This is a genomic window from Pseudomonas sp. LTGT-11-2Z, assembly GCF_003691445.1.
Lineage (GTDB): Bacteria > Pseudomonadota > Gammaproteobacteria > Pseudomonadales > Pseudomonadaceae > Aquipseudomonas > Aquipseudomonas monteilii.
Window position 1 is genome coordinate 1,060,664 of the sequence record NZ_CP033104.1, and the last position, 19,521, is coordinate 1,080,184.

Annotated in this window: 21 protein-coding genes; 11 read left to right on the forward strand and 10 right to left on the reverse strand. The window is 55.9% G+C overall.

Annotated features, from left to right (window positions below; translation table 11 throughout):
- Nucleotides 1-330 precede the first annotated feature (330 nt).
- From D8767_RS04760 to D8767_RS04785, 8 genes are all read left to right on the forward strand, one after another.
- Entirely contained in the window at nt 331-1,386 is a 1,056-nt protein-coding gene (locus D8767_RS04760) for a tyrosine-type recombinase/integrase (RefSeq protein WP_232859912.1), read from the forward strand.
- A 57-nt stretch (nt 1,387-1,443) separates the two neighbouring features.
- The gene (locus D8767_RS04765) at nt 1,444-1,818 is read left to right on the forward strand and encodes a hypothetical protein (protein WP_121757798.1); all 375 of its coding nucleotides are present in this window, start codon (nt 1,444-1,446) and stop codon (nt 1,816-1,818) included.
- A gap of 648 nt (nt 1,819-2,466) precedes the next feature.
- Entirely contained in the window at nt 2,467-2,622 is a 156-nt protein-coding gene (locus D8767_RS28630) for a hypothetical protein (RefSeq protein ID WP_162998288.1), read from the forward strand.
- The gene (locus D8767_RS28635; RefSeq protein ID WP_162998287.1) at nt 2,612-2,830 is read left to right on the forward strand and encodes a hypothetical protein; all 219 of its coding nucleotides are present in this window, start codon (nt 2,612-2,614) and stop codon (nt 2,828-2,830) included. The genes D8767_RS28630 and D8767_RS28635 overlap by 11 nt, the downstream gene beginning before the upstream one ends.
- 4 nt (nt 2,831-2,834) lie before the next feature.
- The gene (locus tag D8767_RS04770) at nt 2,835-3,311 is read left to right on the forward strand and encodes a hypothetical protein (protein ID WP_121757797.1); all 477 of its coding nucleotides are present in this window, start codon (nt 2,835-2,837) and stop codon (nt 3,309-3,311) included.
- 568 nt (nt 3,312-3,879) lie between these two features.
- Nucleotides 3,880-4,731, forward strand: a complete 852-nt coding sequence (locus D8767_RS28640; protein WP_162998286.1) for a hypothetical protein — start codon at nt 3,880-3,882, stop codon at nt 4,729-4,731.
- Between the two features lie 781 nt (nt 4,732-5,512).
- The gene (locus D8767_RS04780; RefSeq protein ID WP_103469459.1) at nt 5,513-6,241 is read left to right on the forward strand and encodes a recombinase family protein; all 729 of its coding nucleotides are present in this window, start codon (nt 5,513-5,515) and stop codon (nt 6,239-6,241) included.
- Nucleotides 6,242-6,570: 329 nt separating this feature from the next.
- Nucleotides 6,571-6,774: a hypothetical protein gene (locus D8767_RS04785; RefSeq protein ID WP_121757795.1), complete on the forward strand. Its 204-nt coding sequence runs from the start codon at nt 6,571-6,573 to the stop codon at nt 6,772-6,774.
- Nucleotides 6,775-6,929: 155 nt separating this feature from the next.
- Here D8767_RS04785 and D8767_RS04790 read toward each other — a convergent pair whose 3' ends face one another.
- The 3 genes from D8767_RS04790 to D8767_RS04800 all read right to left on the reverse strand — a co-directional run bounded on the left by D8767_RS04790 (nt 6,930) and on the right by D8767_RS04800 (nt 9,990).
- On the reverse strand, nt 6,930-7,148 hold the full coding sequence (locus D8767_RS04790) for a retron Se72 family effector protein (protein ID WP_103469457.1): 219 nt from the start codon (nt 7,146-7,148) through the stop codon (nt 6,930-6,932).
- 3 nt (nt 7,149-7,151) lie between these two features.
- Nucleotides 7,152-8,333, reverse strand: coding sequence for a reverse transcriptase family protein (locus tag D8767_RS04795; RefSeq protein WP_121757794.1), 1,182 nt, complete (start codon nt 8,331-8,333; stop codon nt 7,152-7,154).
- Nucleotides 8,334-9,045: 712 nt separating this feature from the next.
- Nucleotides 9,046-9,990, reverse strand: a complete 945-nt coding sequence (locus tag D8767_RS04800) for a LysR family transcriptional regulator (protein ID WP_105947044.1) — start codon at nt 9,988-9,990, stop codon at nt 9,046-9,048.
- 132 nt (nt 9,991-10,122) lie between these two features.
- Here D8767_RS04800 and D8767_RS04805 point away from each other — a divergent pair, with 132 nt between their 5' ends.
- Both D8767_RS04805 and mmsB read left to right on the forward strand, forming a co-directional pair.
- Nucleotides 10,123-11,649 (forward strand): CoA-acylating methylmalonate-semialdehyde dehydrogenase, encoded by a 1,527-nt coding sequence (locus D8767_RS04805; RefSeq protein ID WP_016713426.1) that lies wholly within the window; start codon nt 10,123-10,125, stop codon nt 11,647-11,649.
- Between the two features lie 9 nt (nt 11,650-11,658).
- A complete protein-coding gene (mmsB, locus tag D8767_RS04810) occupies nt 11,659-12,546 on the forward strand; it encodes a 3-hydroxyisobutyrate dehydrogenase (protein ID WP_016713427.1) in 888 nt (295 codons plus the stop codon).
- An 89-nt stretch (nt 12,547-12,635) separates the two neighbouring features.
- Here the strand turns inward: mmsB and D8767_RS04815 are convergent, their stop codons facing one another.
- Nucleotides 12,636-12,980, reverse strand: coding sequence for a cupin domain-containing protein (locus tag D8767_RS04815; protein WP_003258412.1), 345 nt, complete (start codon nt 12,978-12,980; stop codon nt 12,636-12,638).
- A gap of 96 nt (nt 12,981-13,076) precedes the next feature.
- Nucleotides 13,077-14,012 (reverse strand): CDF family Co(II)/Ni(II) efflux transporter DmeF, encoded by a 936-nt coding sequence (dmeF, locus tag D8767_RS04820; RefSeq protein ID WP_016713428.1) that lies wholly within the window; start codon nt 14,010-14,012, stop codon nt 13,077-13,079.
- Between the two features lie 70 nt (nt 14,013-14,082).
- Between dmeF and D8767_RS04825 the strand changes: the two genes are divergently transcribed.
- The gene (locus tag D8767_RS04825) at nt 14,083-14,358 is read left to right on the forward strand and encodes a metal/formaldehyde-sensitive transcriptional repressor (RefSeq protein WP_016713429.1); all 276 of its coding nucleotides are present in this window, start codon (nt 14,083-14,085) and stop codon (nt 14,356-14,358) included.
- 92 nt (nt 14,359-14,450) lie between these two features.
- On the opposite strand, the gene D8767_RS04830 is transcribed toward D8767_RS04825, so the two are convergent.
- Genes D8767_RS04830 through D8767_RS04850 form a run of 5 tightly spaced genes read right to left on the reverse strand, consistent with a single transcriptional unit; the run spans nt 14,451 to nt 19,515 of the window.
- A complete protein-coding gene (locus D8767_RS04830; RefSeq protein WP_016713430.1) occupies nt 14,451-15,383 on the reverse strand; it encodes a phosphatidate cytidylyltransferase in 933 nt (310 codons plus the stop codon).
- 1 nt (nt 15,384) lies between these two features.
- On the reverse strand, nt 15,385-16,008 hold the full coding sequence (locus D8767_RS04835) for a lysophospholipid acyltransferase family protein (protein ID WP_016713431.1): 624 nt from the start codon (nt 16,006-16,008) through the stop codon (nt 15,385-15,387).
- Between the two features lie 10 nt (nt 16,009-16,018).
- Nucleotides 16,019-16,450 (reverse strand): hypothetical protein, encoded by a 432-nt coding sequence (locus D8767_RS04840; protein ID WP_016713432.1) that lies wholly within the window; start codon nt 16,448-16,450, stop codon nt 16,019-16,021.
- Nucleotides 16,447-17,760 carry a phosphatase PAP2/dual specificity phosphatase family protein gene (locus D8767_RS04845; protein WP_016713433.1) on the reverse strand — a complete coding sequence of 438 codons (1,314 nt, stop codon included), beginning with the start codon at nt 17,758-17,760 and terminating at the stop codon, nt 16,447-16,449. The genes D8767_RS04840 and D8767_RS04845 overlap by 4 nt, the downstream gene beginning before the upstream one ends.
- On the reverse strand, nt 17,761-19,515 hold the full coding sequence (locus D8767_RS04850) for a bifunctional alpha/beta hydrolase/class I SAM-dependent methyltransferase (RefSeq protein WP_016713434.1): 1,755 nt from the start codon (nt 19,513-19,515) through the stop codon (nt 17,761-17,763).
- Nucleotides 19,516-19,521: the final 6 nt, after the last annotated feature.

Genomic DNA, 19,521 nt, shown 5'->3' on the forward strand with positions numbered 1-19,521 from the left:
AAGGGTTAACCCAATGATTACAAGGGCTTAACCACCATGAACACCGTCCAAGAGGAGCACCCTGTCACAAGTGCTGTCACAAACCGCACGCTTGTCTTGAGGCCAACGTGCCGGTTGGCGAGTCCGTACCACTACCGACGACACGGAATCTACTACCTACGCCTTCGCGTGACCGGCAGCGTGAACAGGTCGGTGTCTGTCTCTCTGAAGACAACTGATCGCAGATGGGCAATGCAAGCATCTGGAAGTCTCACGGCATCGCTTCAATCGTTCCACTTGGATCGTCCTGACGCTTCATGGAACGAGTTGCGGGAGCATCTGTTGCAATTGGTGAGCAGTACGCTGGTGCCTGCTGACGACGGCCATCCACTCCGTCACTGGGGAGACTTTTACCGGAACGTGGCTATTGACTCGATGCCGGTATTCGCACCGCATGGTGAGGTGATGAGTACGGCAACAGAGCCAGCGGCAACCCCTATGCCCTTCGATGTGCTCTCCCAGCTTTACATGGCTGATCGGGCTGGGGACCAGAAACCGACGACCTTGAAGGAGACGACTCTTTGTCACAAGGTCATCTCTGAGCATTTGAACGGGTTGGATTTGAGACACCACACGAGGGCAGACCTCGTGGATTTCCGAGAGCGTTTGTCAGAAGGTCGGATGCCTTCGACTGTGAACAAGCTGATCGTGAAGCTTTCGGCAGTCTTTACTTGGGCCGTCGAGAACGGTCATCTGAGCAAGACCTACGACAAGAAGCTGAAGCTGACAAAGGGGGTTACATCGACCCGTAAGGCGTTCTCCCAACCGCAGGTGCGCAAGCTAATGGACTATGCGAACGGTCTTCCAGAAGCGTCATGGAAACGATGGTTACTCTGCCTGGGAATTATCACTGGCGGGCGGCTAAAGGAGATATGCCAGTTGACCACGGGCGACGTTGTGACAACGGAGTCTGGCCTTGTTGCAATTCACATCAACGAGGCAGGTGAGGGAAAGTCTATCAAGAACAAGCAGAGCGAGCGGCTGGTGCCGCTTACTGACGGTGCCTATGGTTTCGACTTAGCAGCGTTCCTAAGGTACGTCGATGTTATCCGCCGCAGTGGGAGCAAATCGCTAGCCCAGATTGGTTACAGGCCGTCGGGTGAGTGGGTCAACCAGCACGCTATCCCTGCCGCTTTGGGAGATACGTATGAACGCGGCTTAGTATTTCACTCATTGCGGCATTCTCTGGCTTCGTTGATGCAAGCCAAGGGGGTTCCTATCATTCACGCTCAAGCTATCATGGGGCACGCTTCAGGTACGATTACTTATGACACCTATGGGGCAGGGGTGCCGGTTGAAACAATCACCGAGCTACTCAAGAAGCTATTCAGCGCTGACGGCAGCTGAGCTATTGTAGCTCTTGCGTCAAGTGTGACAAAGAAAAGTTTGGTATGGAGACGTTCTATGAGTGGCAAGGATGGTGGTAAAGAATCTGGATATTATTATGACCTTGGAAAAGCTTGGGGCGAGGTGAGGGATAACTTTGCTAATGGCACCAACAGAAACAAGATTTCGTCTGCTGCCAGCTTGATTGGAAAAACATTGTCTAATGTCGCTGTTCATGTCATGAATAACGGCCAGTCGTATGCCGATACTGCGACGACAAGTATTAAGATGACAGCAGAGCGGAGAAAGTTGATCGTTGAAAACTATATGAAGTTGTCTAGCTCAGAGCTTTTGGCGATCTATAAGGAAGGTGCAGGTGGAGTGGGCGATGAAGAAAGGAATATTGCATTTAGAATTCTTTTGCAGCGTAAGAAAAGCCGTGAAAATGATTGAGAAGATGTTGAAAGTGGTATTGTGCTCAAGGGATATGGGATATTTTTTTGTGGAAAAAATTGGTGTAAAGTCCAAAAAAACACTTGCAACGTATGGACAATTGTGGTTTTGAAGTGTATAATAATGTAAATTGAGAAAGTAAGTATCACCTACTTTTAGATTGACCATTTCCCTAGATTTTTTCAATGGTCCTTAACGTCGTATCCTCGACGTGCCATAAGCAAATTAGTCCCGCGATTACTCTTGGCTATGTTGCTTCTACCACCTTGACCCTCTCCCATGGTGGTGCATCTTATCCTTACCCTCTCGTTCACTTCATTGTGGCGAGAGGCTTTATTTTTGTCTTCAATAATTTAATCACTATCCAATCACATGGAGGATACCCTATGTCTGAAGAACGTACATGCTTAAACTGTCATACACCACTCATCAAGAAACGAAGTCACGCTAAGGTGTGCTCAGACAAATGTCGAGTAAAAAGGTGGCGAGTACTTAAAGAACAATCAGTTCTGATCCCCTTTCGTATGTCTGTTGTTAACCATACTAATTTGTTCTTGAAAGCGTATGCCGCCAATCTGAGCATAGATGTTTACATTAACAAGCTGGTGAGCAATCACCTTGCCTGCAACCCATGAAGGAATCTCACCAATGACCAACAACGAAGTTTACAAACAAATCAAACATTATAAGTCGCTTCGTGCAGCCGCCGCCTGCACAGGAAACCGTGCAGAAGGTCAACGCTGTAGTGACATGATCGAAATGTTGTCTGGATACTTGGTAGCAGGTGCCCGTTATGAACGTTGATGCATTCATTAAAGGAGTTCAGCGTGCAAACTCTAGTCGGGGGCAAAGGCAGGGTAGGCAGCAAGATACAAAAGCTGTTACCAGCGAACCAGTGTTAACTAAACATACGCCAGTACTTGTAGATGCTTCGGCGTTTGACCTGGAACATTACAGGGTCGAGCTGATTGCCAAAGCAATTGCACACATTAACAACAAACAAAGGAAATGAACAAATGACAGAGAAAATCAAAATCAGTGGTACGCCGCCGCAATATGATGAAGCTGAGTATGAACGTAGGGTAGCCGATTGGGTTAGGGTGTATCGCGGTACAGAACAATCCATGGAACTGGTCAGTGCAAGTCTCGGGCATGAGTTCCTTCAAGCTGTGATTGACAAAGCGAATCAGGGTTACACAATCGCACCAAGCAAACGTCTGAATCACGGCGAGTTGCACCATTCGACGTACATGGTCAAACCGCTGGGGATGCAAGAAGAAGACATTGCAAATATTCGTATCGAACAAAAGGAAAAATACATTGCAGACCTCCAAGCAGAGCGTGAACGTTATCAAAGCCTACTTCGTCAGCAGTTGATCCAAGCAAGGAACGAGAAAGAAGCTAAGGCTGCTGAGCTAGCAGAAGCAAAGAAGCTGGCTGAAATTGAAGCTGAGGTTCAAGCCTGCTTCGCACCACTCAATATCCCTGAGTAATCACCAGTTCGACCTAGGGTCAAAACAATGAAAGTAACAGGCGCTCCACATTGTCTAACCGCAGTGTGGAGCTTTTTTGTGCTTCAAGAAAAGTGGCGATGAGTCGATAAACGTTGATGATGATTGATCTAGGTTGTTAGCACACCTGCAGCTTTCGCCAAAAACTTCGTAATTTTCAACGGTTAACACACTTCCCCCATGTTTTTAACAGATTGACCAGGGCAATGCGGCAGGAAGGCACCAACCAAGCGATTTGCGGCGTTTTCTCTGCTCAGATAGGAAAGAGGCGTGGCGGGTGCGATGCAACGTTGCTGTAATCGCTTGATTTTGAAGCACAGGGGGTGTTGGTGATTTCTTGCTGAAAACCGTGGCTTCATGGTTTATCTGGGCTAATCATATTTAGACAAGCAATTTTCAACTGATTGTTTTTTAGATAAGCTGTCAAGACTATGCAGCTTGCTGGTGTATCTCTATGATGTGCCACGCCTCAATAAACACGCAAATACGCACATTCGGCACAACCGAGAGGAACTGCCTATGCAAATAAACTGAAAAGGAGAATTAAGAAATGGCAAATATTGGTGCTACTTATGAGGTCGAGCTGGAGAATGAAGTAGTTCGCCTCTATGAAGTAGAAGGACTGTCAATTGATAAATTGAAAGTTTCTACAGGGATGCGAGAGCGTCGTATTCGAGAGCTTGTAAAGGGCCGTGTTCGTGCCTCTTCTAAAGCGCCTAGCAAAGTCACTCAGAAACCCTCAACCCCTTTTGCAAAGTCAGTGGAAGCTGTCTATGCATTGGCAGTACGCCCGCAAGGGATACGGGATTATGAGGTGCGTAATGCCTTGCACAGCGCGTACGGATCAACTTGGGATACCAAGAATGGCGACTATAAATCTAACTATGATAAAAACACTATTTATCGCCTTAGGAATAAGGTGCTGGAAATAGCCGCAGAAAAAAATGAACGAGCATTGTTTGTTATGGATTGGGTTAATTTAGATTCTGCAACCGAGAGCCGAGCATTTCTTGAGGCGCTTGCAACCAACGTAACAGACCTGCTGCACGAAGGTATCAATGAATTCATGACAGCACATGCTGTCACTCCTGTAGCTGAGCATGATGATGACGACCATGCAAACAAGAAGCAGTACAGAGCAGCGTTCGATTATGTATCCAAGATGATTCTCAAGAATGCTGGAAGTGAACCTATCGCCATGTTGTTGAAGCGTACCAAGGAGCATACTGATCATATTGACGATACAAGCGACCTCCCGGCACCGACGATAGAGGTGCGTCGTCATAAGGAACCGTTCTATCCAGAACCTACACGCCACGATTCATGGCTTGATGCTATCAGTAGTGATGCAGTTTTGAGAATTCCGATGAAGCCTGCACCCGCTTGGAATGTCCCGTACTGACCCTTGTCCGAAAATGTCCGAGGTTGAGCGACCTATACTATATGGGACAGATAGTATTGGGACGGGACGGCTGAGTGACCTCGAGAGATCACCCTGAGATATGTCCTCCTTCAGGGTGTACACCCTGCATTGATACTCTGAGAAATTGGAAAGGAGAGGATGGGTAAACCATCCCAAACTAGAAACTGTTACTCTTGGCTTGAGCCAAGGATACTAATATCCCGTACTAAGTACGGAAGCAGATCAAGAGCTTGGTGGACTGATTGTCCCCCTCCTGAAGAGCATTCGCCTTGCGGCTCACCTGCGATCACTGAGTATATGAGAGTGATGATGTTCTGATTGTCAATCAGTGATCGCCTTCTTGTCTGGTTACCAGACGATCATCATGCCTCACCGTCTACGGTGAATATAGTTATCCCTAGATCATTTAAGAGAAGAGGATGGGGTAAACCATCCCAAACACAAGGCTATCTTGCTCACCGCTCAAGCGGTAAACATTCCATGTTGAATAACATCTGTACAAATGTCGTCACTGGTCGATTCGATTTTCAACAACCTGAAATTCGATCACCGGTTGTTCCAGAATCTCAATCCATGTAGGTGATGGTCAGCGCCTGACGATGATCGCACTGCACGAGTAGCATGAGTCTGTCAAGGAATTATATTTCAGCATTTAACAATACTTCGTTGTTCCACCTAGCTTTGACAATTCATGGTCTGGAATGTAAAATCAGGACCATCAGGAAGATGCTCAGCCGAGCCAAGCAGGAAACAAACTCAAATGAAAAATGTTATCGCATACATTCGAGTCTCCAGTGGTAAACAGGAACGCTCCGGTTTGGGGATCAAGGCTCAGCGTGAATACATTGCAACCGCTGCAAAGTCGAATGGCTGGAACGTTGTTGCTGAGTTTGTCGAGACTGTTAGCGGCACCATCGCACCAGCTGACCGCCCTGAATGCTCAAAGGCCATTGCAGCCTGCAAAGAACATAATGCCGACTTCGTGGTCGCCAAGCTGGACAGGGTTGGTCGAGATGTTGAGCACGTTGCTGGTTTGATGAAGCGTGTAGATGTGAAGGTGGCCACCATGCCAAACGCTGATAACTTCGCACTGCACTTGTTCGCCGCCCTGGCTGAGCAGGAACGTGAGTTCATTGCGCAGCGTACGAAGGATGCAATGGCAGCTTTGCAGCGTGATGCTGATGCCGGTAAAGCTGAGGCCGTGGCTAAGGTGGAACGTCGCACACATGGACTTGAGAAGGGGCGTGGTAAAGCTACAGGTAGGGATGGCAAGGCAACCAAGGCAGCAGTAGCGAAAGCAGCCGCGTTGAACGCTGTTGTTCGTCCGCACCTAGAGTCGTGCCTGTACAACAAACTCACCACGTTGCAAGCAGTAGCCGATTGCCTGAATGCCAAGGGCTTGCGTACTTCACGCGGTAGCGAGTTCAACCCTACGGCAGTACGTCGCTTGATGCTGGCTCTCAAGCTGTCATTCGAAAAGGCGGCATAAGAACTAGCTTCATACAGAGTCGTACATGCTCACCCTGTAGGGTTGGGTAGACATGCACCCAAACGCCTCACTGAGAGCCTTACATAGGCCTTGGCGGGGCGTTCTTGTTTGTGTTGCCACCACTCGTCAACCATCCATTGGATTCTACTTTTCCTAGACGTACCCCGGTCATTTTATGGCTCTGCTGCTGAACGCAAGCGATACCACGCGGGGATTTCAGCCCCTAGAACACTCTGGTTTGATTCGAAAACGAGACTTGAAATTGCGGGGAATTAAATTTCGTGGAAAAACGGTTTACGCTTACACCATCAGACCTACAGAGCCTACACATGGACAAAGCCACCACTATCGCCGATGCGCTTGAACTACTTCATCTCAACCAGATAGCCATTCGTGCAGCCATTGAGGAAGTCAGTACATGGGTACGCCAACGCGGCTCCACCAACGTTCACGACAACGTGATGACGGCCTTGCAGGTTCTGGATACCAACGCCGGGGCCATCGGCTCAGCGATTGAGCGATTGAGGGATTGAGTAGAAAGCAAATTGCTAAGAACTGTGCTCATTATCAATTGGGAGAGGTGGGTAATCTTGCGATAAGAGTGATGATATTTGTCGCTTAGAGCAGCGGGTGAAATCCACAATTGCTGCTGCCCTCAAGCGCGTCGTACTGATTGCTAGCTGATTTTTTAATCGTCAGTCAACTTTGAGACTTTGTACGCTCTCGGTCCTTTCGGAGCGATCTTTACTTCAAAGCGAACTACGTCACCGACTATTAAGCCCTCGGTTTCTGTCACGTCATCATAAAAGAAAAAAACATCTCGTCCCTTGTCTCTTCTTATGAAGCCAAAACCTTTAAATGTGTCGTAGCTACTAACTGTACCTCGCTCAATTACAGCGTCACTCATGTCTTACTCCCACATCAAAGCTTTGGAAGGCACCCCGGAAAATCTGGACTGCAACTGTCGGCGTAAAGCTCTGGACAGACCTTTATCGGTTCTTGCTAAAATCCCAAGCTGATAAATCAAGCGGCGATATGCATTAATTACACCGATCTTTGTATGAGATTTCTTCGGTCTTTTAAGCATTTTATCGGTTTCTCGCCAAATGCTTGCAGTTGCCTTGCTATCATACAGAGGTAAAATACTTCGCATTCTATGTCGTAGCTTTGGGGCTTGAGCATGATTTAGGCGTGTAAGTTTTGCAACTTGCCCGGATACCTTATTCCAGAGGGCATGATACTCATCTGAAAAGCAGTTCTTGGCATACTCTTGCTCACATATGTAAACCGAGTGCCTGATCATGTCTCGCTCAGTGCGACGGATTTTAGGTATTCCATGCCCGACCCAAACGCCTGTCACGGCATAAGCTGATTTCAGGTCATCTGCTCGCTCTATCTTGGTCTTGCTCCCACGAAGCCGAAGCCCATGCTCGCTGAATAGCCCGGCGACATACTTTATAGTTTTAGTGACTTCTTCTTGTGGTACCAAGCGATCAGCGGAGATGGTCACATCATCTAGCAAGCGGGAATAGTAAAACCCGTTGTCTCGTAATTTCTTTACATAACTATATTCGGAGTTATGAAAAATCAAATTGGCTATGTAGCTAGAGGTACAAGCACCCTGAGGAACTTTGCCCTCACGGGTAACTAAGCTGGTAAGGAGTGTGCTAACATCTTCTGGAAATTTGAATAGATGTTTGAAAATTGACAGCACGCTATCAATATGAATGTTGTCGTAAAAATTCCTTATGTCCAAGCTTATAAGGAATTTAGAGCCTGCGTGTATTTTGCTGTTTTCTATATAGTCTCGCGGCTGTGCTTCATCTTTTACTCCACCTTGTAAGTAGGTGGGGTATTCAATTTTTTCGAAGAGCCTTGAGTTTATTCTTTTCTGAAGGCGTTTGAGCTCATATTTAGGCTCATAAACGTCTCGCTGCTTACCGCCTTTTGTTTCGATCACGAACGGCGTGTATGAGCTAGAGGCTTTCTTTGCTAGATCAGAAAGTAATTTTGGAGGCACGCCCAAAGTCTTGGCTAGGATAGCCAAGGAACCAATGGGACCGTGGGGGTAATAGGGCTTGTCCTTTGCCACGTCGCAGACCTAATCAAGCGGTGGTAGAAAAGCAAAAATTAAGAGTCAGTTAGAACAAATCGAGCTCCGACAAGTAGGAGAACAACTCGTGCCTAACCCAGAACCAGAAAGCCTTAACGGTCATTCTGAAAGCTGCACTTGAGCCAACTCTTTTCCACAAAGGACTATCTCTAGGCACTTCGGGAACGCTCTCTTTTGGAACAGTCACAGGTACATCAGGTTTCATGTAAAACATCGCTTTATCCTCTCAGCATGCAGAAGCGAGAAATTCGCATCTGTGGCCAGACCAAGTGGAGTAAGCAGTCAAGGAATATTACTATTAGCTCAAGTGGACTCTTAACATTTACGCCAGACAACGGTCGCAGCCCGCCATTTAGATAGCGAACCACGCGCTCCCCTGCGAGCAGAGGGTACCGCCGCGCCGGTCATGACCCTTTGTGAGGGTCGCCAGTTAAGGCATCGATTTCCTTGAAAATGTGACTTTAAAGAGCAGAACAGGTGGATACACCTGCGGGTCGAAGCATATTCATTAAGAAAGGATGCTGTCAATACGACATTACTAAAAATGACCTTGCGAGGATCGCCAGTAAGCGTGCCGGTACTGTGGCTAGGTGCTCAGTCACAACCTCTGTCACAACCTCTGTCACAAGTCGTTGCCATCGCATCCATGCGGTAGGTAGGATGAGGCACCCTTACTCCTTGTCGATCTAGGCTAAGCAAACCGCATCTCCCGCGTTTCCCCCATCAGCAACGGTGCATTCGCCTCCGTCACCCCCCGGATGTAATCCCACAACAGGGTAATCCGCTTCAACTTCCTCAAATCCTCCCGGCAATACATCCAGAACTGCCGCGTCACCTCGATCTCCTCCGGCAATACCGTCACCAATCGCGGATCCTGCGCCGCCAGAAAGCACGGCAATATCGCCAACCCACGCCCCTGCAACGCCGCCGTGTACTGTGCAATCACACTGGTACTGCGCAGGTGCGCAGTGGCGCCGGGGATCAGGTTGGCGAGGTACAAAAGCTCCGAACTGAACGCCAAATCATCCACGTAACTGATAAAGGGATGTTTGGCCAAGTCCGCCACCTGACGAATCGGTGCGTGGCTGTCCAGGTAATCCTGCGTCGCGTATAGCCGCAAGCGGTAATCACACAGCTTGCAGCACACATAAGGCCCATGCTCCGGTCGCTCCAGCGCGATGACGATGTCCGCCTCGCGCTTGGACAGGCTGATGAAGTGCGGCAGCGGCAGGATATCCACCGAAATCGCCGGGTAGGCATCAACGAAGTGGCTCAGCTGCGGGGTAATGAAGAAGCTGCCGAAGCCCTCCGTGCAACCCATGCGCACATGCCCCGACAACGCCACGCCCGACCCGGACACCTGCTCGCAGGCCATGTGCAGCGTGCTTTCGATCGACTCGGCATAGCCCAGCAGGCGCTGGCCTTCGGCGGTGAGGACAAAGCCGTTGGTCCGCGATTTTTCGAACAGCAATGTACCCAGCGCCCCCTCCAGCGAGCTGATGCGCCGCGACACCGTGGTGTAGTCCACGCTCAGCCGTTTGGCGGCACTGCTGGCCTTGCGGGTGCGGGCCACTTCAAGGAAAAACTTCAGGTCGTCCCAGTTGAGGGCACTCAGGGATGTGAGGTCTTTTTGCATGTTGATCCGGTTTTTTTGTGCGTTCTTGTTGGATGTTTGCACATCTATACTCGAAACAAGCCTCAGGACGCCACCTTGCGTTTGCTTGGCGCTGGCGATCTCGTCCCGACAATAATTCCAAGGAGAACGCAGATGAACGCACCGCAATCCCCGAACCCGACCAAGGTCGAGCAGGTCAAGCTGCTGATCGACGGCCAATGGGTCGAGTCGAAAACAACCGAATGGCGCGACATCGTCAACCCTGCCACCCAGGAAGTACTGGCGCGCGTGCCGTTCGCCACCGTCGAAGAAGTCGACGCTGCCGTGGCTGCTGCCCATCGCGCTTTCCAGACCTGGCGCGACACCCCGATTGGCGCACGCATGCGCATCATGCTAAAGCTGCAGGCGCTGATTCGCGAACACACCAAACGCATTGCCCAGGTGCTCAGCGCAGAGCAGGGCAAAACCCTGGCTGATGCCGAAGGCGATATCTTCCGCGGGCTGGAAGTGGTCGAGCACGCGGCGTCCATTGGCACCCTGCAGATGGGCGAATTCGCCGAGAACGTCGCGGGCGGTGTCGATACCTACACCCTGCGCCAGCCGATTGGTGTATGCGCCGGCATCACCCCGTTCAACTTCCCGGCGATGATCCCGCTGTGGATGTTCCCCATGGCCATCGTCTGCGGCAACACGTTCGTGCTCAAGCCGTCCGAACAGGACCCTCTCTCGACCATGCTGCTGGTCGAGCTGGCGCTGGAAGCCGGCGTACCGGCCGGTGTGCTTAACGTGGTGCACGGTGGCAAGCAAGTGGTGGATGCCATTTGCACCCATCAAGACATCAAAGCCATTTCCTTCGTTGGCTCTACCGAAGTCGGCACCCACGTGTACAACCTGGGCAGCCAGCACGGCAAGCGCGTGCAGTCGATGATGGGCGCCAAGAATCACGCCGTTGTGCTGCCCGATGCCAACCGCACGCAAACCATCAACGCCCTGGTCGGTGCTGCTTTCGGCGCGGCGGGCCAGCGCTGCATGGCCACCTCGGTGGCGGTGCTGGTGGGCAAGGCCCGTGAATGGCTGCCGGATATCAAGGAAGCGGCCAGCAAGCTCAAGGTCAATGCCGGCTGTGAGCCTGGTACCGATGTAGGCCCGGTAGTTTCCAAACGCGCCAAGGAGCGTGTGCTGGGCCTGATCGAAAGCGGCATCAAGGAAGGCGCCAAGCTGGAGCTCGACGGCCGTGACGTCAAGGTACCGGGCTACGAGCAAGGCAACTTCGTCGGCCCAACCCTGTTCTCGGGCGTGAAGACCGACATGCAGGTGTACACCCAGGAAATCTTCGGCCCGGTGCTGGTGACCCTGGAGGTCGATACCCTCGATGAGGCCATCGCCCTGGTCAACGCCAACCCGTTCGGCAACGGCACCGGCCTGTTCACCCAAAGCGGCGCCGCAGCCCGCAAGTTCCAGAGCGAAATCGACATCGGCCAGGTCGGCATCAACATCCCGATCCCGGTACCGGTACCGTTCTTCAGCTTCACCGGTTCGCGTGGCTCCAAGCTCGGTGACCTCGGCCCGTACGGCAAGCAGGTGGTGCAGTTCTACACTCAGACCAAGACCGTTACCGCCCGCTGGTTCGATGACGACAGTGTCAATGACGGTGTGAACACCACCATCAGCCTGCGCTAAGGAGACGTCATGCGTATTGCATTCATTGGCCTCGGCAACATGGGCGCGCCCATGGCCCGCAACCTGATCAAGGCCGGGCACCAACTGAACCTGTTCGACCTGAACAAAACCGTGCTGGCCGAGCTGGCAGAACTGGGCGGGCAGATCAGCCCGTCGCCCAAGGACGCGGCGGCCAACAGCGAGCTGGTCATCACCATGCTGCCGGCGGCGGCCCATGTGCGCAGCGTGTACCTGAACGACGACGGCGTGCTGGCCGGCATTCGCCCCGGTACACCAACCGTGGACTGCAGCACTATCGACCCGCAGACCGCCCGCGATGTGTCCAAGGCCGCAGCGGCCAAGGGCGTGGACATGGGCGATGCGCCGGTGTCCGGTGGCACCGGCGGCGCGGCAGCAGGCACCCTGACCTTCATGGTCGGTGCCAGCGCCGAGCTGTTCGCCAGCCTCAAGCCGGTGCTGGAGCAGATGGGCCGCAACATCGTGCACTGCGGTGATGTCGGCACCGGGCAGATCGCCAAGATCTGCAACAACCTGCTGCTGGGCATCTCCATGATCGGCGTGTCCGAGGCCATGGCCTTGGGTAACGCGCTGGGCATCGACACCAAGGTGCTGGCCGGCATCATCAACAGCTCGACCGGGCGTTGCTGGAGTTCGGACACCTACAACCCGTGGCCGGGCATCATCGAAACGGCGCCTGCGTCGCGCGGTTATACCGGAGGCTTTGGCGCCGAACTGATGCTCAAGGACCTGGGGCTGGCCACCGAAGCGGCACGCCAGGCACACCAGCCGGTGATCCTCGGGGCCGTGGCCCAGCAGCTGTATCAGGCCATGAGCCTGCGCGGCGAAGGGGGCAAGGACTTCTCGGCCATCGTCGAGGGGTATCGCAAGAAGGATTGACGAGCGAGGTGGACTTCATCGCGGGCCAGGTGGCCTTCCCTCTGTAACTGCGCACCAGAGGGAAGGGCACCTGCCCCGCGATTTTTTTATCAGGCGAAAACGAAGTACTTGCGTACAGTCTCGACCACTTCCCAAGTGCCTTTCATCCCCGGTTCGATGACGAACACGTCACCGGCTTTCAGGTGCTTCGGCTCTTCGCCTTCCGGGGTGATGATGCAGTAGCCATCGAGGAAGTGGCAGAACTCCCACTTCTCGTAGTTGACCTCGAACTTGCCCGGGGTGCAGATCCAGGTGCCCATGATCTTGCTGCCGTCGGCCGACAGGTAGGCATTGAGGTTGACGGTGTGCGGATCGCCGCCGATGCGCTTCCACTTGGTGGCGTCCACGACCGGCGTCGGGCAGGTTTCGCGCAGGACGGTGATGAAATCGGACATGGCACAACTCCTGGTGACTGGCTGAATGACTCGTCACCATAGGGCCATCGGCCGAGCCGCAGTTGCCTGGGCTCGACGTCCAGCTGTCTGGTCGCGCTATGCCATGCGGTTTACCTCGACGGTGATGTGCGCCAGTTCTTCATGCACACCCAAGGCCTGGCGCACGCTGTCGGCGCTGAGGGCACTTGAGGTGGCCAAACCAAGAATGCAGGCGTATTGGGCCTTGCCCACCCGCCATACATGCAAGTCGGTGATGCTGGCCGGCACGGGCAGCTGCGCCACCACTTCGCGGATTTCTTCCACCACCGGCGCGTCCATCTCCGCATCCAGCAGCACCCGCCCGGTATCGCGCAGCAGGCCGCGGGCCCACAGCGCCACCAGCAGCGCACCCACTAGGCCCATGACCGGATCGAGCCAGCTGGCGCCCCAGAACTTGCCGGCCAGCAAGGCAACGATGGCCAGTACCGAAGTGGCGGCATCGGCCATCACGTGCAGGTAGGCCGAGCGCAGGTTCAGGTCGTGGTGGTGATGGCCGTGGTCATGGTGATGGTCGTGCCCATGATGATCATGATGGTGATGGTCATCGCGCAGTAGCCAGGCACAAATCAGGTTGACGGCAAGGCCTACCACGGCGATGAAGATGGCCTCGTCATAATGGATGGGGCCCGGTGCCAGTAGCCGCTCCACCGACTGGAACACCATCAGCCCGGCCACGCCCAGCAACAGCAGCGCGCTGGAATAACCACCGAGAATCTCGATTTTCCAGGTACCGAAGGCAAAGCGTCGATCAGCGGCATAGCGCCGTGCGGCGGCGTAGGCCAGTAGCGACAGGCCAAGGGCCAGAGCGTGAGAGCTCATGTGCCAGCCGTCGGCCAGCAGTGCCATGGAGTTGAAGAACCAGCCACCGGCAATCTCCGCCACCATCATCACGGCGGTCAGCCACACCGCCAGGCGGGTCTTGCGCTCGGCGCCCAGGTTGCTGGTGTGGAACTGATGGCTGTGCTGCCAACGGTCTGAGGTTTGTGTCGCCATGGTTTATCATGCTCCCGGACGATCGAGAAATATACTATACCCCAGTATACCTAGCATGGTGTGGAATCCAATGGCACATACCCTGAAGAGCAAAAAGCAACTGCTGGCCCGGGTGCGCAAGATCAAGGGCCAGGCGGCCGCGCTTGAGACGGCGCTGGAGCAGGACAAGGACTGCCTGGCGATCCTGCAGCAGATCGCCGCCGTGCGCGGCGCGGTGAACGGGCTGATGGCCGAAGTGATGGAAGGGCATATCCGCGAACATCTGGTGGCGGACGGGCTTAGCGCCGAGGAGCGGCAGGATGAGGCGGACAAGGTGGCGACGTTGTTGCGGTCTTACCTCAAGTAATCTCGCGGGAGCGGAACCCGCTCCCACATGGATGGTGCAGGCGATTGGAAATTGGGTTGGGCAGTTGATCTATACCCCCCAGGGGTATGTGGCTACGCCCACCAATACCGCACAAAGTGGAAGAACACCGGCGCCGCAAAGCACACCGAGTCCATACGGTCGAGCATGCCGCCATGGCCTTCGATCATGTGTCCCCAGTCCTTCACCCCACGGTCGCGCTTGATCGCCGACATCACCAGCCCGCCGAAGAAGCCCATGGTGTTCACGGTCAGGGCCATCAGTGCAGCCTGCCAGAAGGTGAACGGGGTGATCCAGCACAGCAGGGCGCCTATCAAGGTGGCCAGTGCCACGCCGCCGGCCAGGCCTTCGACGGTTTTGGACGGCGACAGGGTGGGTGCCACCTTGTGTTTGCCGAACAGCTTGCCGCATACGTACTGCAGCACGTCGCTGATCTGCACCACCAGGATCAGCCAGGCGATCAGCAGCAGGTTGCGCCCCTCGTAGCCCGGGATGTCCAGCGTCATCAAGGCCGGCACCGATGACACGCAGTACACCGCGATCATCAACCCCCACTGTACCTTTGATGCACGCTCAAGGAAGCGTGTGGTATCGCCGCCAAAGCTGGCCAATATCGGCAGCAGCAGGAACACGTACACCGGGATGAAGATGCTGAACAGGCCGTACCAGTCCATGGCGATGAGCACGTACTGCACCGGCAGCGCCACATAGAACGCCGCCACCAACGCCGGGTAGTCGCTGCGCCGGGTCGGGGTAAGGGTCATGAACTCGCGCAGGGCGTAGAACGACACGCCGTAGAACAGCACGATCACACCGTACTTGCCGAACAGGAAAGCGATGCCGATGACCAGCACCATCACCCACCAGGCGTTGATGCGCGCGTTGAGGTTGTCGATTACCGCGTGTGGCGCTGGGCCTGCGCGCCACTTGAGCAGGCGGCCGATCACGCTGGCGAGCAGCAGCAGGGCGCCGATACCGCCGAACAGGGAAAGGGTGTTGTCGTCCATGTCAGGCATCCTTCGGGGCCAGGTTCAGCAGGGCTTGGCTGGCCCGCTCTAGAAAGGCCTGCTTGCTTTCATCAGCGTGCAGGTGCAACGGTTCGCCAAAGCTCAGTGTGCAAAGTAGGGGCAGCGGAAGGGCGCGGCCCTTGGGCATCACCCGGTTGAGGTTGGCGATCCAGACCGGTACCAGTTCGACGTCGGGGTTGGCTGCCGCCAGGTGGTACAAGCCGCTTCTGAACGGCATTAGCAGTTCATCACCCAGGTTGCGCGTGCCCTCCGGGAAGAAGATCAGCGAGTCACCCTGGGCCACGGCTTCGAGGATCGGTTGCAGCGGGCTGCCCTGGCCTTCACTGCGTTGCCGATCAATCAGCACGCCGTTGAACACCTTGCGAATGAGAAAGTCGCGAATGCCCGGTTTGGCCCAGTAGTCCGCGCCCGCCACCGGGCGGGTACGCTTGCGCAGAGGTTGCGGCAGTGAGGCCCACAGCAGCACGAAGTCACCGTGGCTGCTGTGGTTGGCGAAGTACAGGCGCTGTACCGGCAGCGGCGTACAACCCAGCCATAGGGCGCGGGCACCCGTGATCAGGCGGGCGGCGGAGGTGATGACATAGGCGGTCAGGTTGGCGAGCATGGGGCGTTCGTTATCCCTTCAAATGCAGTGTCAGCAGGGTAGCCAAGGCTAGCGAGAGCTGCAGGCCTAGGCATACGGCCTGACGGCGCAACAGGCCTAGTGCGGCCTGGCTGCGGGCAGGCCAGGCGCGGCCGTCGGTGGCCTGTGGTTTGAGTTTCAGTTCGAACAGGGCGTGGTCCAGGGCCTGGGTGTCTGCCGCCAGGTCTACGCTATTGGCAAGGTGGGCAAACAGTTCGGCATCGATCGCCACGCGGATGGCCCAGTACTTGTGCAGCACGCCGAGCGCCAGCAGCACGCTGCACAGCACGCTGGCCAGCGGTGTCAGAGGGAGACTCAGCAAGGGGGCGAGGCCATAGGCCAGGGCCAGCAGGGTGAGGCCGTCAGACAGGTGCTCCAGCTGTTTGCCTCGGCCCAGCAGGCTGGCCACTACACGCAGGTTCATGGCTGTGCTTCCAGTTGCTGGAGAGCCTGGCGATGCGCGTTGCGCAGGACGATGCTGGGGCGTGCTTTACGGATAAGGGATTCTGCCTGCTGGGCGTCATCGCAGCGGCCGGTCACCACCAGCCAGGCCGCCACGGCGCTGGCGCTGCGTGAATAACCCAAAGCGCAGCACACCAGCACGGGGCCTTGAGTGCGTAGGTGCTCGATAGCGCTGGCGGCTTGTTGTAGCAGGATGCTGTCGGGTGCTATCAGGTCAAGGGTGGGGAAATGCAGGTAATCCTGCGTTGCCAATACGGTGCACGGCAGCTCCGCACACAAATCGACAATCGCAGCAAATTGCCCCCCCTCACCACGTCCTGGAGTCCGCCCAAGGTACACGCCATCGCATACCTCATCCGCTTGCGGGTGGCCCTTCGTCCAAAGCCGCGAATTGAGCCACGCACCTGCCAAATAGGGTGCCAACAGCCACCGGCTCGCATTCGACAAGCGCCCGTCGGCACCCTTCTGAAAACCATCCGCCCCGAACACGGCATAGTTCAACGCCACCAGCCCCAATGACACTGCCGGCCAACATAACCACAACCAAGCCCCGCCCAGCGTAGCGGCAGGGAGTGCACACAGTAGCGCGCCCACAGCATAACAACCGGCGACCTTCCAACGCTTGGCATCCCGTGCAAGGCGGGCCGCCTGGAAGGGCAGGTGCCCTTGATACGGCCACAGCCACAGGCAGGCAAACCCGGCCAGCGCCCCAGTGGGTAGATCGATGAAATGATGCTGCCAGGTGGTCAGCACCGACACCCCGATCAGCACCATCCAGCCATGCATCAGCCAACGCCAGGGCTGGCGTTGTACATGCCGGGCAAACATCGTCCAGATGATCACCAGCAAAGCGATGTGCAGCGAAGGCGCCTGGTTGAAGGGTTTGTCGAAGCCCATCAATACATCGAACAGCCAGCCGAACAGCCCGTCCAGTACCGGTCGCTCGAAGGTGAACCGCAGCGGCCACAGCAGGAAACAGCAGACGCTGATCACCTGTGCGCTGAGCAGCGCCAGCGCGTGGCGGTCCATTTCCTGGCGTGTGCGCGGCAGCAGGAAGGACAGCCCGTAAAGCAGGTCGATCGACCAGTACGGGATGATCGTCCAGGGCCACAGCGGCATGCCGTGCTCCCAGCCGAACACCAGGCTGCCGACATCACTGCGTCCGGCCGTGTAATGGTTCGCCAGCCCATAGCTGAGGAAGAACAACGGCCCCAGCAGCAGAAGCCAGAACACGCCCCGGCGGATCAGCCCAGGCTCGCGTGGCGGGCTCACTCAGCGTACCCGCTGTGCCAGGCTGACGCTGAAAATGCCCCATTCATCGATACGCTGGGCCAGCTTGCGGAAGCCCGCTGCCTCAACCAGCTGGTCCATCTCGGCCTGACTGCGGCGGCGCATCACCCAAGCCTCGCCACCCCGATGGCTGGTTAGGGCGCGGGCAATCATCTCCAGTTGCGGGTGCCACGGCTGGCCGGTGTAGACCAGGTAGCCGCCATCCTCTACGGCGTCGGCCAGCCCGGCCAACGAGTTGCCCACCAGCTGGTTACTGGGGAAGAGTTCGTACAGCCCTGAAACCACGGCCAGCGTTGGGGGTTGTTCAAGTGTGGCCAGGCTCTGGCGATCGAAAGCATCGCCCTGGACGAAGCGGGCGATGTCGGCCAGGCCCTTTTCTCTGATTAGCGCGCTGCCTTGCTGAACGTTCAGTTCGCTGTAGTCGCGCAGCAGGATCGAATCCGGCAACCGCTCAAGGTCTTGCAGGGCTTCGAGGATGTAGCGGCCATGGCCGGCGGCAATATCGACAATGTGCACGGGCCGTTGTTGTTCACGCAGGTGGGCGATGGCCAGGCGCAGCAATTCCTCGACGTGCAGCTTGCGCTGGCGAATACCACGCCAGCCGATGGCGTCGAGGTAATTCTGGTCGATCAGGCGGCCCAGTTTACCCTTGCCGGTCGGCTGGTTGCGGTACACGTAGTCGAGGGTGCTGCCCGAGTCGAAGCCGGTGTCGAAGCCCAGCTTCACGCCTTCGGACAGCCCCTTGCCCAACTGCAGGCCCGCGCGGGTGGCGCGCCAGTAAAGATCGCGGGGCGAATTGCGTGGCAAGGGTGCGGCCAGGCTCTCGGCCTCGGCGCAGCTGGCGCCGGTCTTGTCGGCATCCAGCAATGACGGCTGTGTGGCGGGGCGGGTGAAGCAGTGTTCGACAAACCGTTCGATGCGCCTCAGCGCATGGGCCCGATCACGTTCACCCAAGGTGTCGTGGAAGAACCCGGGCAGTATGTGCATTTCCTTGCGGGCACTGCCCAGCCGTTCGAAAAAGCGCTCCTGTGGCTGGCGCTCGACCACGAAGTCGGCCCCGGAGACCAGCAATTGGGTCGGTACCTGAATGGCCTGGGCGTCTGCCACTACCCGGTCGGCGGCTTCGTACAGGCCTAGCAGCATAGTCACCGAGATTGGCCGACTGATCAGCGGGTCGGCCACGTACGACATCACCCGCTCGGGGTCGTGGGTAAGCAGGCGCGGTTTGACGTAGCTGTTGACGAAGAAGTTGCCGCGCAAGGCCTTGAGCAGTTTCAGGCCGGGGCGGGCGAACGGCACGTACAGCTTGACCTTGAATGCCGGCGAGGCCAGCACCAGGCAGCGCACCTTGGGCGCGTAGTCGTGGGCCCAGGTGGCAATCAGCACGGCGCCGACGCTTTGCGCCAGCACCACTATGTCCTGCTCGGCGATACCGTGGTGGGCCTGGATATGTTCGATGAAGGTTTGCACGTCGCGCACGCTGGTGGCGAATCCCGGGCTGTCGCCGCGTGCACCTGGCGACTGGCCGTGGCCGCGCGCATCCCAGGCGAAGAAGTCATAGCCTGGCATGTCCAGTTCATCGGCCAGGTGGGCCATACGCCCGCCGTGTTCATGGCCACGGTGAAACATCACCACAGCCCTGCGTGGCTGGTGTTCGTTGCGGGTGGCAGGCCAATGACGGTAGTGCAGCTCGACACCGTCATGGGTGGAGAAGTGCAGCGCTTGCGCTTGGCGCATGGTCAA

Bases quoted from the DNA above. Each gene is read 5' to 3' on its own strand.
- D8767_RS04800 (WP_105947044.1), bottom strand. From the start codon at position 9,990: ATGCAAAAAGACCTCACATCCCTGAGTGCCCTCAACTGGGACGACCTG.
- D8767_RS28640 (WP_162998286.1), top strand. From the start codon at position 3,880: ATGGCAAATATTGGTGCTACTTATGAGGTCGAGCTGGAGAATGAAGTA.
- D8767_RS04805 (WP_016713426.1), top strand. From the start codon at position 10,123: ATGAACGCACCGCAATCCCCGAACCCGACCAAGGTCGAGCAGGTCAAG.
- D8767_RS04790 (WP_103469457.1), bottom strand. From the start codon at position 7,148: ATGAGTGACGCTGTAATTGAGCGAGGTACAGTTAGTAGCTACGACACA.
- D8767_RS04765 (WP_121757798.1), top strand. From the start codon at position 1,444: ATGAGTGGCAAGGATGGTGGTAAAGAATCTGGATATTATTATGACCTT.
- D8767_RS28630 (WP_162998288.1), top strand. From the start codon at position 2,467: ATGACCAACAACGAAGTTTACAAACAAATCAAACATTATAAGTCGCTT.
- D8767_RS28635 (WP_162998287.1), top strand. From the start codon at position 2,612: ATGAACGTTGATGCATTCATTAAAGGAGTTCAGCGTGCAAACTCTAGT.
- D8767_RS04770 (WP_121757797.1), top strand. From the start codon at position 2,835: ATGACAGAGAAAATCAAAATCAGTGGTACGCCGCCGCAATATGATGAA.
- dmeF (WP_016713428.1), bottom strand. From the start codon at position 14,012: ATGGCGACACAAACCTCAGACCGTTGGCAGCACAGCCATCAGTTCCAC.
- D8767_RS04785 (WP_121757795.1), top strand. From the start codon at position 6,571: ATGGACAAAGCCACCACTATCGCCGATGCGCTTGAACTACTTCATCTC.
- D8767_RS04830 (WP_016713430.1), bottom strand. From the start codon at position 15,383: ATGGACGACAACACCCTTTCCCTGTTCGGCGGTATCGGCGCCCTGCTG.
- D8767_RS04840 (WP_016713432.1), bottom strand. From the start codon at position 16,450: ATGAACCTGCGTGTAGTGGCCAGCCTGCTGGGCCGAGGCAAACAGCTG.
- D8767_RS04825 (WP_016713429.1), top strand. From the start codon at position 14,083: ATGGCACATACCCTGAAGAGCAAAAAGCAACTGCTGGCCCGGGTGCGC.
- D8767_RS04850 (WP_016713434.1), bottom strand. From the start codon at position 19,515: ATGCGCCAAGCGCAAGCGCTGCACTTCTCCACCCATGACGGTGTCGAG.
- D8767_RS04835 (WP_016713431.1), bottom strand. From the start codon at position 16,008: ATGCTCGCCAACCTGACCGCCTATGTCATCACCTCCGCCGCCCGCCTG.
- D8767_RS04815 (WP_003258412.1), bottom strand. From the start codon at position 12,980: ATGTCCGATTTCATCACCGTCCTGCGCGAAACCTGCCCGACGCCGGTC.
- mmsB (WP_016713427.1), top strand. From the start codon at position 11,659: ATGCGTATTGCATTCATTGGCCTCGGCAACATGGGCGCGCCCATGGCC.
- D8767_RS04780 (WP_103469459.1), top strand. From the start codon at position 5,513: ATGAAAAATGTTATCGCATACATTCGAGTCTCCAGTGGTAAACAGGAA.